Source organism: Pedobacter soli, from assembly GCF_900101435.1.
In the GTDB taxonomy this organism is placed as follows: domain Bacteria; phylum Bacteroidota; class Bacteroidia; order Sphingobacteriales; family Sphingobacteriaceae; genus Pedobacter; species Pedobacter soli.
In genome coordinates this window covers 401,161-417,466 of the sequence record NZ_FMZH01000004.1, presented here as the reverse complement: position 1 = coordinate 417,466, position 16,306 = coordinate 401,161, and the positions used below count along the sequence as shown (strand labels likewise).

Genomic DNA, 16,306 nt, shown 5'->3' with positions numbered 1-16,306 from the left:
GTGATGAAGGCCCAATTAACAAGCCTTACTATCCTCTATTTAAATCTTATTAGTTTACCGAGAAACTATTGTCACTTTTTACTTTATCGGGTACATGGGCACTTCCCATTACGACCCTATTTAGTTTTTTGGTTGTTTTTATTTCAACTTTAACCTGCTTGTCACCATTTTCCCAAACACCTATGGTACTGTGATGCTTTTCAGTGCTACCATCAGCATAGGTTAAAGTTAAGTCAATAGGCAAAGGCTTAACACTTTTATTCTCAACAGTAACAGAGTAGCCATCGCTGGTTTTATCTACAGACTTTATGGCCATATCGGTTACGCCATCTTCAAAAAACCAGGCTTTCCAAAACCAGTTCAGGTTTTTGCCGCTACCTTCGTTTATGCTGTTAAAGAAATCGTATGGCATAGGATGTTTACCATTCCAGTTTCTGATATAAGTATGTAAAGCTTTGATAAACAATTCATCACCCAAATAGTCCTTAACAAAAAGATAAGCTAAACCCGGCTTCGGGTACGAATTGGTAAAAGTACCCGATCCTTTTAAATCAGGCGTTAAGGTCATAATCGGGGTATCATCTTTGCTCCCTGAAGTAGATGCAGTTGGTTGTACACCATATTCATCCACAATGGTTGGATCGATCATTGGCGAAATTAACCACTCACCTATGGTTGCCCAACCTTCGTCCATCCAGCCATACTTGGTTTCGTTAATGCCCATGTAAAAAGGGAACATGGTATGAAAAATTTCGTGATCGGTTAATGTAATGGCATCGGCACGATTATCAACGGGATTATCATTCACCATCATCGGGTATTCCATCTGGTCTAAACCATCAAAAATCGTTTCGTGGTTATACGGAAAAGGCCATTTCGGAAAAGTGTAACTCATCGATTCGACCGTTTTACGGGCAAAATCAATCACTTCATAATAATCTTTATGCTTTGGATTAAAAACTGCATCCACACGTGTACGTCGCTTTGTTTTAGGATCAACCACCAAACTGCTCGATTTCCAGAGGTAGTGATCGCTCAAGGCAAATACAAAATCGGTTACATTTTTTGCCTCAAACTTAAAAGTATTATATGCATTGGACTGAGTTACTTTCTTATCAGCCAGATCTTTATCAGTAATCACATCAATTACCGCATCATTTTTCTCTGCCGATAACATTCTGCTCACAATATCTTTTTGGAAAACTTCATTCGGATTTTTCAAATCGCCGGTTGCCCAAACGCCGTAACCACCTGGCACGGTAATGGCTGCATTAAACTGATCAAAATCATTGTAAAACTCTTCAGCACCTGTATAAGGGAATTTGTTCCAGCCATCTACATCGTCGTAAACAGCAATGCGCGGAAAGAAATAGGCCACAAAATGAGAACCTTCATCTACCTGACCTGTACGCATATGCGATCCCTTATTTAAAGTATAGTTATACTCAATAGCGAAACTGATGGTTTTACCCGGTAATACCGCAGGAACATTTACAGTCATATTGGTACCGTCGATTTTAAAGCCTGTAATGGTTTTGCCGTTAGCAGCCATTTTTTCGATGGCTACACCTTCCCCTAAGTCAGACTCTGAGAATTTAGCTTTCCTTGGTGTACCTTTTTTGTAGAGGTTTGGATAAAGCTTAAACCAGATTTCCTTTAAGGTATCTGGACTATTGTTGGTATACACTACCTGTACCTTACCTTTAAGCAAACGGCTAACGGGGTTAAAATTTACCTGAATATCGTATTTGGACGAATTTTGCCAGTAATTTTTTCCAGGCTTACCGGTTGTACTCCGGGTTTCTTTCTGATACGTCTGCTGAAATACCGGTTCTATAGGTAGTTGCGTTTGCGCGCTCGTGTATATCGCCGAGCAAAGTAAGAGGCCTAATAATTTTATACGCATCGTTTATATGTTATTTAACCACAGATAGACACTGATTAACACAGATTTTATTTATAGCTTTTTCTGCCAAGATATAGCTAGTAGCCATTTAAAATTCTTTTAATTTCTACTCTGGGTTTTCCAAAGTTTATTAATAACCCACATCTTCTATTACAGGCTGTCAAGTAGTTCATCAGTTGTGCCTGATGAATTTCATTTAAATCTTTAATCGCTTTAATTTCGACAATAACTTCCTCTTCCACAATCAGGTCTGCAAAGTACTCACCTACAACATGATTATCATAAAAAACTGGTAAGGGCTGTTGTTTTATAACAGAAAAACCACATTTCGATAATTCCAAAAACATTGCATTCTCGTAAACCTTTTCTAAAAAACCACAACCAAGCGTATTTGAAACCGTGTAGGCAGCTCCAATTATTTTTTCTGTTATGGAATTAAGTTCATCCAATTAAATATCTGTGTTTATCCTTTTTATCTGTGGTTAAAAGTCTCTATTTCCCAAACTTCATTTTCAGCTGTTCTAACATATCGTTGTTAATGGGTTGAGCAGGTTTTTCTGGTTTTGGCTGTGGCTTTTTCTGAAAATACGGTTTATTGACAGGCGCAGTGTTTTGTGGCCTTGGGGCTTTATTTTCGTTTTTCTTCGCGTTAAATTTAGCCCATTCCTCGTCCAGTTTCTTTTTGGTATATAACGGAAAATCGCCTTGTTTCATCCAGGCATAGTAGCTGGGTTCAACAGCAAACACCTGTGCTGTGGTTTTACCTTTGTGTTTACCGAAATTAAAGCATACCTCATCGTTTTCGTTGTATACCATACGGCCGGCAAAATCAACAGGTTTATTGATATTGGTAAAAACATGTAACGCTTCTACATCATTTACCACCGGAATACTTTTCACGCCTTGTTTGTTTTCAAACTCGGTTTCTTTATACATTTCTAACTGCCCAAGCAATACTTTATAAGTGGCAATTACATCTGCTTCGGCCGCGTGGGCATTAACCAAATCTTCCTGACAGTAAAATTTATAAGCCGCTTTTAATGTACGCTGTTCCATCTGGTGGAATATGTTTTGTACATCCACAAATTTGCGGTCGTTCATATCGAAATCAATCTCAGCCCTTAAAAATTCTTCTAAAAGCATGGGGATATCAAATTTATTGGAGTTATACCCAGCCAGATCGCTATCGCCAATAAATCCGGCAATTTCTGCAGCAAGGGCTTTAAAAGTAGGCTCATTAGCAACGTCCTCATCGTAAATCCCATGAATTAAGGAAGTTTGCAACGGAATAGGCATTTCTGGATTCACACGCCAGGTTTTAACAGTTTCAGTTCCATCTGGCATGGCCTTTAAAATTGCAATTTCTACAATTCTGTCGGCTCCGACATTTATTCCGGTAGCTTCTAAATCAAAAAATGCTAAAGGGCGCTTTAAATTTAATTTCATTTCTTTTGATGTGAGATTTGCGACATTAGATTTAGGATCGGCATGTCAAATTCTTTTTTCCAAAAATGCTAAAAAGGTTTCATTAGTTCTATAAAACCACTTTATTAATTTATAAATTTAATTTTCAAATTATTTTAGAATCTTAATTGCTACACCTAAATTGCGCCAATTTATATACGCTCTAATGAAGAATATATCCATCCTGATTTTCCTGTTTTTTTTATCGTTAAGTACTTATGCTCAAAATTTTACCTACGGAGCTATTACCCATGATGATTACCAGTTTGACAAAAAAACACTCGATAGTAATGCCAACGCTATCGTTTTAAAGGAATTTGGTACCGCATCTATCCAACTCGATGACAATACACATAGCCTCGTTCTGGTTTTCGAACATCACGTAAAAATGAAAATTTACAATAAAGAGGGCTTTAAAGAGGCCAATATTGTAATTCCAATGTATAGAGACGATAGCCGCGAAGAAACCATTAGTGATTTAAAAGCTTCAACATTTAACTTTATCGATAACAATTTTGTGGAAACCGTAATGGACAGAAAAGCGGTTTTCACCGAAAACAGGTCAAAATATACCCGCTTAACCAAATTTACGCTCCCAAATTTGAAAGAAGGATCGGTAATTGAGTATAGCTACACTTTAAAATCGCCAAACCTGTTTAATTTTAAAACCTGGGAGTTTCAGGGCGATATTCCTAAAGTGCACAGCGAGTACCTGGTCTATATTCCAGGTATTTACAACTATAATGTTTCACTCCGGGGTTTTCAGAAACTTACCGATCAAAAGGTAGAACTGAGCAAAGAATGTTTGCGTTTATCTGGCGCCGCTATCGATTGTTCGAAAATTACCTACCTCATGAAAAACGTTCCAGCTTTTATTGAAGAAGACAATATGACGGCGCCCAGCAATTTCAAATCGGCCATTTACTTTGAACTTTCTGATGTGCAGAATTTAAACGGAGGTAAAACTTCTTATACCAAAACCTGGAAAGATATAGATAACGACTTATCGTCTGAAAAAACCCTGGGTTCGCAGATGAAGCGAAAAGATCTTTTTAAAGACCTTATTCCCGGAATAACGAAAGGAGCAACAAATGAGCTCGAGAAAGCTCAGGCTATTTTCAATTACATTAAAAAACAAATTAAATGGGATAACTACTACGGCAAATATTCGACCGATAACATCAAAAAAGCGCTCGAAACACGTTCTGGCAATGTAGCAGACATCAACCTGAGTTTAATTGCAGCACTCTCGGCAGCAGATTTAGATGCAGAAGCAGTTATTCTTTCTACCCGCGATAACGGAACGGTTAACAAGCTCTACCCTGTAATGAGCGATTTTAATTACCTGGTTGCCAAAGTAAATATTGGCGATAAAAGTTATTTACTGGATGCAACAGAGCCACTTCTACCCTTCGGACTTTTGCCTTTAAGGTGTATTAACGACCAGGGCCGGGTAATTAACCTGAAAAAACCTTCTTACTGGATAGATCTTAAAGCCAGTCAGAAATCGGTTACCAACTATATCCTTTCGGGGAAATTGACCACTGACGGTAAAATTGTAGGCACACTTACTACGCATTCAATGGGCTACTCTGCGTTCAATAAAAGACGCGATATTTTGCGTTATACTTCTCCGGATGAATATGTAGAAAAACTGGATGAGCGTTTAACACGGATTAAAATAACAGATCACCAGATTTCGAATCTCGATAGCGTAGAAAACATGCTGACCGAAAAATACGAAGTGGAGTTTACCATAAATGATGGCACTAACCAGAACCAGTTTTACTTTAGTCCGTTTTTTATCAACCCGATTTCTAAAAATCCTTTCAACTTAAATGAGCGTACTTACCCGGTTGATTTAGGTTCGGGATCGGACGAGCGCATTACCATGAATATTACTTTACCGGCGAAATACCAGTTATTGGAAAAGCCGAAAGATATGGCCATTGGCTTACCAAATAATGGTGGCAGGTATCTGCTATCTAGCAAATTAGAAGAAGATACTATAAGTGTAAACCAGATTTTGCAGTTTAACAACGCCATTTATCAGCCAGAAGAATATCTATTCTTAAAAGAATTTTATAGCCGTATTATCCAGAACCAAAAGACAGAATTTTTATTGAAGAAGTAAACTGAAATGAGAGCTATACTTGCCTTTTCCCTTTTTTTATTAATTACTTTAACTGGTTTTGCTCAGGATAATTATGATGCTGATCTGGTTCCGGCCACATTGCGCAACAGGGCCAATGCCTGCATCCGTAATGAGGAAACCACCATCGATATGCGTTCGCCGGATAATGTAATGATGAGTGTTAAAAAGGCCATAACCGTATTTAACGAAAATGGTGAGGATGAAGCGCGATTGGTAGTTTTTTACGACAAGAACATCTCTATAAAAAGTATAAAAGGCGAAGTTTATAATGCTGTTGGTAAATTAACCGGCAAGTTTACCCAAAACGATTTTACTGATGCCAGCGCTGCCGATGGCTTTTCACTCTTTGTAGATAGCCGGGTGAAACATTATTTACCTTCGGTAAGTCAGTACCCCTACACGGTAGTTTACAATTATGAAATCAGGAACAAACAAAATCTGCTTATCCCCGATTGGACACCCAAACCAGCAAACGACGTTTCGGTAGAAAAAAGCAGTTATACTTTTATCAGCAAACCAACCGATCAGGTACGGATAAAAACACAAAACTATACTGGCGAGCCCGAAGTGCTTACAGATGAAAAGCAAAAAAAGACAATCTGGAAAGTAAGCAATGTTTTAGCCGTGAGAACAGAACCTTACAGCCCCGACCCCGAAACTTACCGCACCAGCATTCAAATTGCACCTCAGGAGTTTTATTATTACGGTCATAAAGGAAATTATACTAACTGGCAGGATTTAGGTAAATGGATATATGATGATTTGTTGACCAGCCGCACAGCATTGTCTCCGGCAACTGTACAAATGGTTAAAGAATTGGTAAAGAATGAAAAAACCGACAAAGATAAAGCCCGTAAAATTTACCAGTATCTGCAGGAAAAAACAAGATATATAAGCGTGCAGATTGGCATTGGGGGTTTCCAGCCCATTGCAGCCAGCGAAGTAGACCGTTTGGGTTATGGCGATTGTAAAGCTTTGGTTAATTATATGCAAGGTTTATTAAAAGCGGCCGACATTGATTCATACTATTGTGTAGTGGAAGCTGGTTCGGAGAAGAAAAGCCTCAATCCCAATTACGCCAGTATGGCCCAGGGCAACCACATCATTTTGTGTATGCCGCTAAAAGGCGATACCACCTGGTTAGAATGCACCAGTCAGAAAATACCTTTTGGCTTTTTAAGCGATTTTACCGACGATAGGCTGGTACTGGCCTGTACCGCAGAGGGAGGTAAAATACTCCATACCCCCAAGCTTACCACAGCCGAAAACCGTCAAATCAGAACAGCTAATCTTACTGTAGAAAGCAACGGAAACATATCAGGCAAAATGAATACGGTTTATTCGGGTGCACAATACGATAACCAAGAATCGCTAATTGGCAAATCGGAAACCGAACAACACAAACTGTTAAAACAGACCTACAACATTGATAATATCGACTTTGATGCTGTTGTTTTGGCGCAAAAGAAAGATATCGACCCCAAATTGACTGAAGAAGTAAACCTGAGTATCAGAAATTATGCACCGCTAAATGGCGATAAAATGTTTTTGCAGCTCAATGCCTTTAACATCAAAAAATCGGTACCCGAAATTAAAAACAGAACTTTGCCGGTTTACATTAACCGCGGTTATACAGACGAAGATACTATTGTTTATACACTTCCGGATGGAGTAGATACCAGTTTAATCACGGCACATGATAAAGCGTTTAAAAGTGCATTTGGTCAGTACACCTGCAAAACGAGTATTAACGGAAATAAGCTTACCTATTACCGCAAATTTGTGCTAAACGATGGAACTTTTCCGGCTGCACAGTACGAAGAATTTTCGAAATTTATCAATGATGTAAACGGAGCTGATTACCTGAAACTGGCACTTAGCTTAAAAAAATAATGCCGAGGGCAATACCGATAATCATGATCAGGTACATTAAGATCTCGGTAGAAGCAAATCTTTTGTATTTCGTCCAGAACGAATAATCATTTTCTTGGTTTGGCATGGCGCAAAAATAAACAATTAGATTTAAAGATCGGCCAGGGTTTTCCCGCTGATTTAAGATGATTAACGCAGAATAAAAATACATCTGCGTACTCCGCGAAATCTGCGGGAAACAAAAATAGCATGCAACAGCTTTCCCCGCTGATTAAAAGTGATTAACGCAGAATAAAAATGCAATCTGCGTACTCCGCGAAATCTGCGGGAAACATAAATCGACACACAACTATTTTGCCCGCTGATTTAAGATGATTAACGCAGAATAAAATACATCTGCGTACTCCGCGAAATCTGCGGGAAACAAAAATAGCATGTAACAGCTTTCCCCGCTGATTAAAGGTGATTAACGCAGAATAAAAATGCAATCTGCGTACTCCGCGAAATCTGCGGGAAACTTAAATCGATACGCAACTATTTTGCCCGCTGATTTAAGATGATTAACGCAGAATAAAAATGCAATCTGCGTAATCAGCGAAATCTGCGGAAACAAAAATCGCATCTAACAGCTTTCCCCGTTGATTAAAAGAGACTAACGCAGAATAAAAATACAATCTGCGTAATCAGCGAAATCTGCGGGAAACATAAATCGACACACAACTATTTTGCCCGCTGATTTAAGATGATTAACGCAGAATAAAATACATCTGCGTACTCCGCGAAATCTGCGGAAACAAAAATCGCATCTAACAGCTTTCCCCGCTGATTAAAAGAGACTAACGCAGAATAAAAATACAATCTGCGTAATCAGCGAAATCTGCGGGAAACTTAAATCGATACGCAACTATTTTGCCCGCCGATTTAAGACGATTAACGCAGAATAAAACCTGCACCCTTCGCGAAATCTGGGGATATCAGGCGCGTGCCCCGCCAAAACACCTACTCCTCAGCGCTATATCTCAGTACTTTAAGTCACAAAAGTGTAAAACCCTTTGTATTTGCGGCACTACAAAACCTGTAATACACAACAAATACGAAAAACCATCGTATAAATAACTCATTATCAAATCAAACTGAATGAAGAAACAAATCCTGGGCATTGCTGCGATTTTTTTAGTGGGGATGAGCATTGTCGGAACAAGTTGGAAAGCCGTGGAGCTTCCACAAACACAACAACAGGCAGTTAAAAACATTGCTGCCGACAGCCTCTACAATCAATTTATAACTAACCTGTACCACAGCGTACATCTCGATTCGGCAGGGTTAAACGAGCAGGTTTTCGAGAAAGCTTTAACCGGATTCTACAACATGAAATATTCCGGTTTGTTAAGCGCTAAATCCATATTAACCATTGCCGACTTTGATCAGGAAAGCACAAAAAAGCGCCTGTACATTATTGATTTGGACCATAAAAAACTACTGATGAATACCTGGGTAGCGCACGGACAAAACAGCGGTGGCGATAAGCCGGCACATTTTTCGAACAACATGAGCTCTAACCAGAGCAGTTTGGGATTTTATGTAACCGGCGAAATCTACTATGGCAAGCACGGGCGTTCGCTTAGATTGGATGGCATGGACCAGGGCTTTAACAATAAGGCGCGCGAAAGATCAATAGTGGTGCACGGTGCCGATTATGTTTCGCAACAAACCATCAATGAGCTTGGCCGACTGGGCAGAAGCCAGGGTTGCCCGGCGGTACCGGCTAAGCTGGCCGATCAGGTTATCAATAGCATTTCAGATCATACGGTATTGTTTATCAATAATTCAGATCAGCCCTATCATTCTTCTTTTTTAAACGAAACCCTGGCTGCTAGTGTAGCTTTAAATCAGGAACAAGTTTTAGCCGCACAGGTAGATTAATGCTGCTTAATATTTTTGGCATTCATATTTTTAGGCAGGAGTTTGATGAAAAGCGGTGCAAAGGGTGCCAGTAAATCCCATACCCACCTGTTTCCATCAACTCCTTTTTCCCCACAATCAACCACTTCGGCGCGTTTTAACAATTTTTTAACCAGGTTCTGAATCCAGGTTACCTTTACCAGCCTGTTAAAAGATAAGCCCAGGTAATCGCAATATACATGTACCAAAATCTCGACAACTAAGGAGCGGTTACCAATAGCAAGCGCTTGCCCAAACTCCGTTTCGTAATCTGCTTTAATCGTATTTACAAGCTGGTTAAACCTTATTTGTGGCGTAACGCTTAAATATTGCCACAATGCAGCATTGCTATATACCCTGATAATTTGCGGTTCGAGGCCTGCTTTAATTTGTTCTCCTGCCAGTTCGTAAGTTTTTTCCATTGAGCCTTAATTCATTTTTGATTGGTTAGATTAAAGTAAAGGCCTTTTGTTAAACCCATTTACGCAAAATCTACAACATCGACAAATTACAACCTCGTTTGTTTGCCTGCAAGCAATAAATCCTCGGTATAATTGTAAAGCCGCCATTTTACTTTGAAACCTTCCTGCAGTGTGCAGCAACAAATCAAAGTTACTTTGAAAGCTTCCTGCAGTGTGCAGCAACAAATCAAACTTACTTTGAAACCTTCCTGCAGTGTGCAGCGACAAATCAAACCTACTTTGAAACCTTCCTGCAGTGTGCAGCAACAAATCAAAGTAAAATAAGGTCTATGTCAATTCAGACCGTGATATTCAGTATCAATAATGCTAATTTTGCTACAGATTACCCAACCACATCCTAATCTGTTAATCAATGGCTTTTAATCCTAACTCATCCCTGCCATTACATTTAAAATCAACTACATGGCTATTTGTGAATAATTTTATTGGTCCTCTTGCCATTATTTTAAGCATATTTGAAGTTTGAAAAGATAAAACCAATTCATGAAGATTGTAATTGCAGAAAAGCCATCTGTTGGCCGTGAGCTTGCAAAAGTTTTCGGGGCAACCACCAGAAAAGACGGATATATTGAAGGTAAAGGCTATTCTTTTACCTGGGCATTCGGGCATTTACTGCAATTGGCACCTCCGCAGGACTATGGTTTTATTGGCTGGCGAAAGCAACATTTGCCCATGCTACCGCAGAAATTTAAGCTGGCTATCCGTAAGATAAAAACTAAAGACGGCTTTGTTGATGATCCTGCTGTAAAAAAACAGCTCGATACCATTAAGATGCTTTTTGATGAGGCTACCGAAATTATTGTAGCAACGGATGCCGGGCGCGAAGGTGAACTCATCTTCAGGTACATTTACTACTTCTTAAAGTGTAAAAAACCTTTTAAGCGCCTTTGGATTTCCTCTCAAACTGATGAAGCCATAAAAGATGGTTTCAGGAATTTAAAACCGGGAACCGATTACGATACTTTATTTAATTCGGCACATTGCCGCTCCGAATCGGATTGGCTGGTGGGCATGAATGCTACGCAGGCCTTAAGTATTTCGGCAGGTAACCGTACTGTTCTTTCGCTTGGCCGGGTACAAACCCCTACCCTTGCCATGATTTGCGCGCGCCACCTGGAGATTAAAAATTTTGTGCCACAAACCTATTATCAGATCGCCATCCTGCTTAGTAAAGACGAACAGGTTTTTAAAGCCATATCCACCTCCAACTATAAGGACAAAGAAGAAGTAGAAAAGCTATTTGCTCTCGTTGAAGATGTGGCATCGGGTTTCCCGACCGGTGGTAATATTACTGCCGTAGAAGCCAAACCCCGCAAAGAACCACCACCGCTCTTGCACGATTTAAGTAGCTTACAGCAGGAAGCCAATAAGAAAAAAGGTTATACCGCCGATCAAACACTGAATATTCTGCAAAATTTATACGAGAGCAAGCTGGTTTCTTACCCGCGTACAGGCTCGCGGTATATAGGCGATGATGTATATGCCGGCGTACCTGATCTGATTGCCAAATTTACCGATCACCCTGATTTTGGAAAACAGGCTCAGTTTTTACAAACAGTAGCACTGAATAAACGGAGTGTTAATGCTAAAAAAGTAACCGATCACCATGCCGTTTTGCCTACCGGCGAGCAAGCCTACGGACTTAGCCCCGATAAACAGGCTGTGTATGATATGGTTGTAGGTCGTATGCTCGAAGCTTTCCACCAGGAATGTCTGAAAGACCTGACCAAAATCACCATTCAATCGGGTGTTACCTTTGTAGCCAATGGTACGGTAATCCGCTCGGCTGGCTGGCGCGCAGTATTTAACGATCCTGAAGATGATAAAAAAGACGAAGACAATGCAGCCTTACCTAAAGTTGCTGTTGGCGAACTTTTACCCATCAACGAAAAAAACCTTTTAGAAAAGCAAACCAAGCCGAAATCGATGTATAACGAAGCGTCGTTGTTAAAGGCCCTCGAAACCTGCGGTAAGGAAATTGAGGATGAGGAGTTGCGTTATGCCATGAAAGATAGTGGTTTAGGTACACCAGCAACCCGTGCATCGATTATAGAAACTTTAATTACACGCGAATACATTACCCGCGAAAAACGTAACCTCGTGCCAACCAATAAAGGTTTAGCGGTGTACGAAGTAGTGAAAGATAAGCAAATTGCACAGGCCGAGCTAACCGGCCAGTGGGAAAAACGCCTGGAAGAAATCCGCTCAGGTTCATCGGTTAAAGATTTCAAATCAGAAATTACCGAATATACCAAAATGATAACAAACGAATTGTTAATTGCAGGCGCAAGCATTTCGGGCAAGCTTAACGAGGAAAAGAAATTGGAAAAAGCTTAACTAAAGGCTTCTTTAATTACCTGTTCCATCGCTGCACTCATGTTTTCGTCTTTTTCTATAAAGCCGATCGCTCCTGCCTCGAGATAACTTTGTTCGAGTGCAGCCTTGTTATTGCCGCTAAACATGCAGATTTTGATATCTGGCTGAATGTTTAAGATTTCCCTCACTGTATCAGGAGAGCTGTCGCCTGTTGGCATGTTAATATCCAGTAAGAGGAAACTGAACTTTTCCTGACGGAGTAATTCAATGGTACTGGGCAGATTATCCATTTCTACAATAACCGGAGACCCCAGCCATCTCGTAAAAAAACGCTTCATCAATAGTCTCATCAAATCACTGTCGTCGGCAATCAGAATTTTAATATTTTCTACCATTTCACGGAAAATGAATTTAAATGTAACTCATCCCATTCAAAATTCAATCATTTTTTACAAATCCATGTACTCCCATGCGCTATGATAGGCAGCTAGTTTTTCGGTATATTCGATAAAATCGGCATAAAACTTTGATTTTGATAAGGTTGCACTATCACCGATAACAACCAGTTTCTTCTTTGCCCTGGTCATGGCAACATTCATTCTGCGGGTATCGGCCAAAAAGCCAATGGTACCGTCGGCATTACTTCTGGTGAGGCTAATGTACACCACATCGCGTTCCTGTCCCTGAAAACTATCGATGGTATTTACTGCAATCTGTTTACGGTAAGGAGCCAAAGCCTCATTATCATCAATCAGGGCTGTTAAAAGCTGAACCTGTTGCTTATAGGGCGAAACAATGGCGATTGAAGGAAATGAATCATTCTGCAAATTATCGATCAAATGGCTTAGATGTTTAACCAAAAAGGCCGCTTCATCAGGGTTTGTGGTACTCGTACCATCTAATTTTTCTTCAAAGCTGCAACCCGCTGTATCGATAAAATTAATCGGGGCATCATCGGCAAAAAGCAAACGGTCTGCTACCGAATGATGTGCCTTTAAAGCATCCTGATAAAATACTTTTGACGAATAACCCATAATATCCTTATGCATGCGGTACTGTTCGTTTAAGCGTACAACCGATTCAGGATGAAGGCCTGCAGTTTTTTCGAGTAAGGTATTGCTTAAACCATTTTTCGATGCCTCGTTAGATTTAATGGTAGGCGAAAGCTGGAAATGATCTCCTGCCAAAATCACCTTCCGGGCTTTCAAAATCGGAATCCAGCAGGCTGGTTCCAGGGCCTGTCCGGCTTCGTCTATTACTATCGTTTCATAGCTTAAGTTACGTACCGTATAGTGATTAGCACCAACCAGGGTTGCAGTAATGATCTGTGCTTTGCCAAACAGATTATCCATAATGTACTGCTCGGTTTTTTCTACTTCACGGCCAATTTTGTGGGCCTCATCAAAAAGGGCTTTCCGCTGGTCGCGTTCTGCCTTACCAAAACTACGCTTATACTTATGGGCCATATTTTTAAATTCGGCAGCCTGTTTTTTAAGCGCTTTAATGGTTTTCATATCCGGATGATCTGCCATTTGATGATCGAGTGTGGCGGCCAATAACCTTTCAGATACTCTTGCCGGATTGCCTACACGGATTACTTTCAATCCTTCGGCAGCTAATTTCTCGGTCAGCAGATCAACTGCGGTATTGCTTGGCGCTACCACCAAAATCTTTTGATCGCTGTGTTTCGCCAGCGATTTAATGGCGTGAACGAGCGTGGTTGTTTTTCCGGTGCCCGGCGGACCATGCACAATGGCTAAATGATCGGCCGAAATAATTTTGTTAACCGCCAGCTGTTGCGATGCGTTTAAAGTATTGGGGATAATAAATTTCTCCTCGCCCCGGAAAGAAGGTTTATCGCCCTGAGTTAAAATGCGGATTAGTTTATTTTCTGCTTCGTTTTCAGCTAAATGGGTAGCCTGTTTCAGCGCTGCCTGCATTTCATCGTAACTGTTGTTATCAAACAACAAATCGACGCCCAGTTTTCCGTCTCTGCTCCAATCTGGTAGCTCATCCACCCTGAAGCTAATTTTCATCCGGCTGCCGCTCTGGTGCGTTATTATCCCTTCTATACGGTCAGTTTTGGCATCGTGGTTGGAAAACAACACCACCGATGAGCCAAACCTAAATTGATGCGAAAATTCCTGATGCGTGGTACGTTCGAGCTCAACCGTAAGGTAATCGCCACGACCAATCTCCGTATTTCTGATGGCTATAGGATACCAGGTTAAACCCAGGGCCCTTCTATCTGCGGCAGAAGTATTTTCGGTAAGTTTTAAGTACGACTGTAAATCTTCCTCACGCTCTATATCAAGCAAATGCTGAAGCTGTTTAAAATATTCTTTAGGCAAGGCTGGAATGGGTTTTATTGTTTAATTGTGCTATTGCTTGATTGTTTAATTGTTTACAGGCGATTGATTTGGCGATGGTTCATTGGTTATTGCCTACTAGGTTAATTGTTTAAACTGGTTAATTGGTTAACTGATATTATAATCGCCAATTTTGACCTATCGCCAGATCTGATCATTGCTATTTGAACATTGGTAATTGAACATTGGTTATTGCGATCCCCATTGCCCCCATCTACAAAACCAGCTCCTGGTGTAACCTCAATAATGTTTCTTCGGCATCTGTACAAAGCCCTGGGTGCACTTTAGAGCATTGTACTACCGTACTCCGGGTTGCGGTAAGCCACCTGAAACGCGAAGCCTGATCGTACTGACCAATTGGTCCGGATCCTTTTGCCGCAATGCTGATCCTTTCGAAAGCGCAAAGATTGGCTTTCAGCTCGTCTAAATCAATTTTAGGCGAAAAAGCGAGCATACGGATTTCATCTAAAGCAAAAATACTTTTTAAAAACTTCTGCCTGGCACAAAACAAAATAATGCCGACATTCATAAATTCTTCGCGTTCTACCCTGGGCATCACGCGGATCACAGCATACTCAAATAAGAACTTCTCTTGCATGTTGTGCTTCTTTTATCATATTATCGGCGTGTAATAACCTCGTGGTTAAAAAATGTGCGTAAGCTTTACGGTGCTCTGCTGTACTGTCGAAAATAGTTTCACCTTCCAGCCAGTTATCCGGAATTAAAGCAATTACGGCTTCAATTTTTTCAGGGGTTAGGATTTTTTTAAAGGCTTCGTTTACCTGTTCCAGTTCGGTAGCCCAGGGCAATAAAACATGGTCTTTAACCAGATAAAAAGGTTTAGCGGCCTGTTCTTCCCAGTTTTGCCACGAATGGTGGAAATATAAAGATGCACCATGATCAATTAACCAAAGCTCTTTGTGCCACACCAGCATATTGGTATTTCTGCAGGTGCGGTCCATGTTGGTTAAAAAGCAATCGAGCCACACAATTTGCGAGGCCAGTGTAGCATCTACTGTCGTTACAGTTGGATCGAAAGTTATCGCGCCCGACAAGTAATGCAGGGCGAGGTTTAACCCAACACTTGCTTTCAATAAATCCTGTATCTCTTCATCGGGTTCGGTACGACCAAAGGCTTCGTCTAAATTGGCAAACACCAGTTCGGGTACACGGAGGCCTAAAATCCTGGCGATTTCGCCGCCAATTAATTCGGCAATGAGCGCCCTCGGACCTTGCCCGGCACCTCTGAATTTCAGTACATATAAAAAGCTGTCGTCGGCCTCGGCTATGGCAGGCATAGAACCTCCTTCGCGCAGTGGCGTAACGTAGCGGGTTACATTTACTGTTCTTAATTGTAAATCGTTCATAAACACAGATAGAACGAATTTATTTAGGAAATGTAGCGTTCTAAACCAGCGGCAAATTTAACAGAATTAAAGCAATTATTCGGTCAAAGTTTAGTCAACCAGAAATGCCAAAGGTTTTCCGGCGGGTATTTTGAAGAAACAATGGTATTTAAAGTCTGACAGGCTAATCGTGCCCGAGGTATTGATTACCCAGAGGAGTCATCGCCGCAGACCATTGTACCGATTCGCGGTTAATTTTAATTAGTCCCATACTTTCTAATTCTTCGTAATCCTCTTCCATCCCGCCCAGAATAGAAGAACTCATCTGTTGATTGATTATTTCTAATAGAGAAATGATTTCTGATCTTTCCATAACAGTTAGCAATTAAATACAATTTGAATAACATAAATATACTCAAAATGTTTCCTGTTTAACTCAACTGCAGGCCATAAAA

14 protein-coding genes are annotated in these 16,306 nt (G+C 40.5%); 4 read left to right on the top strand and 10 right to left on the bottom strand.

Going from position 1 to position 16,306, the window contains the following annotated elements; translation table 11 throughout:
• Positions 1–49: 49 nt before the first annotated feature.
• From BLR37_RS11325 to BLR37_RS11315, 3 genes are all read right to left on the bottom strand, one after another.
• Positions 50–1,906 (bottom strand): M1 family metallopeptidase, encoded by a 1,857-nt coding sequence (locus BLR37_RS11325; protein WP_090768645.1) that lies wholly within the window; start codon positions 1,904–1,906, stop codon positions 50–52.
• 77 nt (positions 1,907–1,983) lie between these two features.
• Positions 1,984–2,355: a GxxExxY protein gene (locus BLR37_RS11320; RefSeq protein WP_090768643.1), complete on the bottom strand. Its 372-nt coding sequence runs from the start codon at positions 2,353–2,355 to the stop codon at positions 1,984–1,986.
• Positions 2,356–2,398: 43 nt separating this feature from the next.
• A complete protein-coding gene (locus tag BLR37_RS11315; protein WP_090768641.1) occupies positions 2,399–3,352 on the bottom strand; it encodes a 3'-5' exonuclease in 954 nt (317 codons plus the stop codon).
• Between the two features lie 184 nt (positions 3,353–3,536).
• Here BLR37_RS11315 and BLR37_RS11310 point away from each other — a divergent pair, with 184 nt between their 5' ends.
• A complete protein-coding gene (locus tag BLR37_RS11310; protein ID WP_090768639.1) occupies positions 3,537–5,504 on the top strand; it encodes a transglutaminase family protein in 1,968 nt (655 codons plus the stop codon).
• A gap of 6 nt (positions 5,505–5,510) precedes the next feature.
• A complete protein-coding gene (locus BLR37_RS11305; RefSeq protein ID WP_090768637.1) occupies positions 5,511–7,418 on the top strand; it encodes a DUF3857 domain-containing transglutaminase family protein in 1,908 nt (635 codons plus the stop codon).
• On the opposite strand, the gene BLR37_RS25655 is transcribed toward BLR37_RS11305, so the two are convergent.
• The gene (locus BLR37_RS25655; protein WP_255420107.1) at positions 7,402–7,524 is read right to left on the bottom strand and encodes a hypothetical protein; all 123 of its coding nucleotides are present in this window, start codon (positions 7,522–7,524) and stop codon (positions 7,402–7,404) included. The genes BLR37_RS11305 and BLR37_RS25655 overlap by 17 nt on opposite strands.
• Positions 7,525–8,534: 1,010 nt before the next feature.
• Between BLR37_RS25655 and BLR37_RS11295 the strand changes: the two genes are divergently transcribed.
• Complete coding sequence (locus BLR37_RS11295) at positions 8,535–9,320, top strand: murein L,D-transpeptidase catalytic domain family protein (protein WP_090768633.1); 786 nt, start codon at positions 8,535–8,537, stop codon at positions 9,318–9,320.
• On the opposite strand, the gene BLR37_RS11290 is transcribed toward BLR37_RS11295, so the two are convergent.
• Positions 9,317–9,760, bottom strand: a complete 444-nt coding sequence (locus tag BLR37_RS11290; RefSeq protein ID WP_090768631.1) for a hypothetical protein — start codon at positions 9,758–9,760, stop codon at positions 9,317–9,319. The two genes, BLR37_RS11295 and BLR37_RS11290, sit on opposite strands and share 4 nt — an antisense overlap.
• Positions 9,761–10,303: 543 nt before the next feature.
• On the opposite strand from BLR37_RS11290, the gene topB reads away from it, so the two are divergent.
• Positions 10,304–12,157 (top strand): DNA topoisomerase III, encoded by a 1,854-nt coding sequence (gene topB / locus BLR37_RS11280; protein ID WP_090768626.1) that lies wholly within the window; start codon positions 10,304–10,306, stop codon positions 12,155–12,157.
• On the opposite strand, the gene BLR37_RS11275 is transcribed toward topB, so the two are convergent.
• The 5 genes from BLR37_RS11275 to BLR37_RS11255 all read right to left on the bottom strand — a co-directional run bounded on the left by BLR37_RS11275 (position 12,154) and on the right by BLR37_RS11255 (position 16,176).
• Positions 12,154–12,531: a response regulator gene (locus tag BLR37_RS11275; protein ID WP_039472422.1), complete on the bottom strand. Its 378-nt coding sequence runs from the start codon at positions 12,529–12,531 to the stop codon at positions 12,154–12,156. The genes topB and BLR37_RS11275 overlap by 4 nt on opposite strands.
• Before the next feature lie 54 nt (positions 12,532–12,585).
• Entirely contained in the window at positions 12,586–14,487 is a 1,902-nt protein-coding gene (locus BLR37_RS11270) for an AAA domain-containing protein (protein WP_090768624.1), read from the bottom strand.
• Between the two features lie 232 nt (positions 14,488–14,719).
• A complete protein-coding gene (locus BLR37_RS11265) occupies positions 14,720–15,103 on the bottom strand; it encodes a DUF3037 domain-containing protein (protein WP_090768623.1) in 384 nt (127 codons plus the stop codon).
• On the bottom strand, positions 15,081–15,872 hold the full coding sequence (locus BLR37_RS11260; RefSeq protein ID WP_090768621.1) for a HipA family kinase: 792 nt from the start codon (positions 15,870–15,872) through the stop codon (positions 15,081–15,083). Before BLR37_RS11260 ends, BLR37_RS11265 begins: the two co-directional genes overlap by 23 nt.
• Positions 15,873–16,035: 163 nt before the next feature.
• Positions 16,036–16,176: a hypothetical protein gene (locus tag BLR37_RS11255; RefSeq protein ID WP_244154640.1), complete on the bottom strand. Its 141-nt coding sequence runs from the start codon at positions 16,174–16,176 to the stop codon at positions 16,036–16,038.
• Positions 16,177–16,306 lie beyond the last annotated feature (130 nt).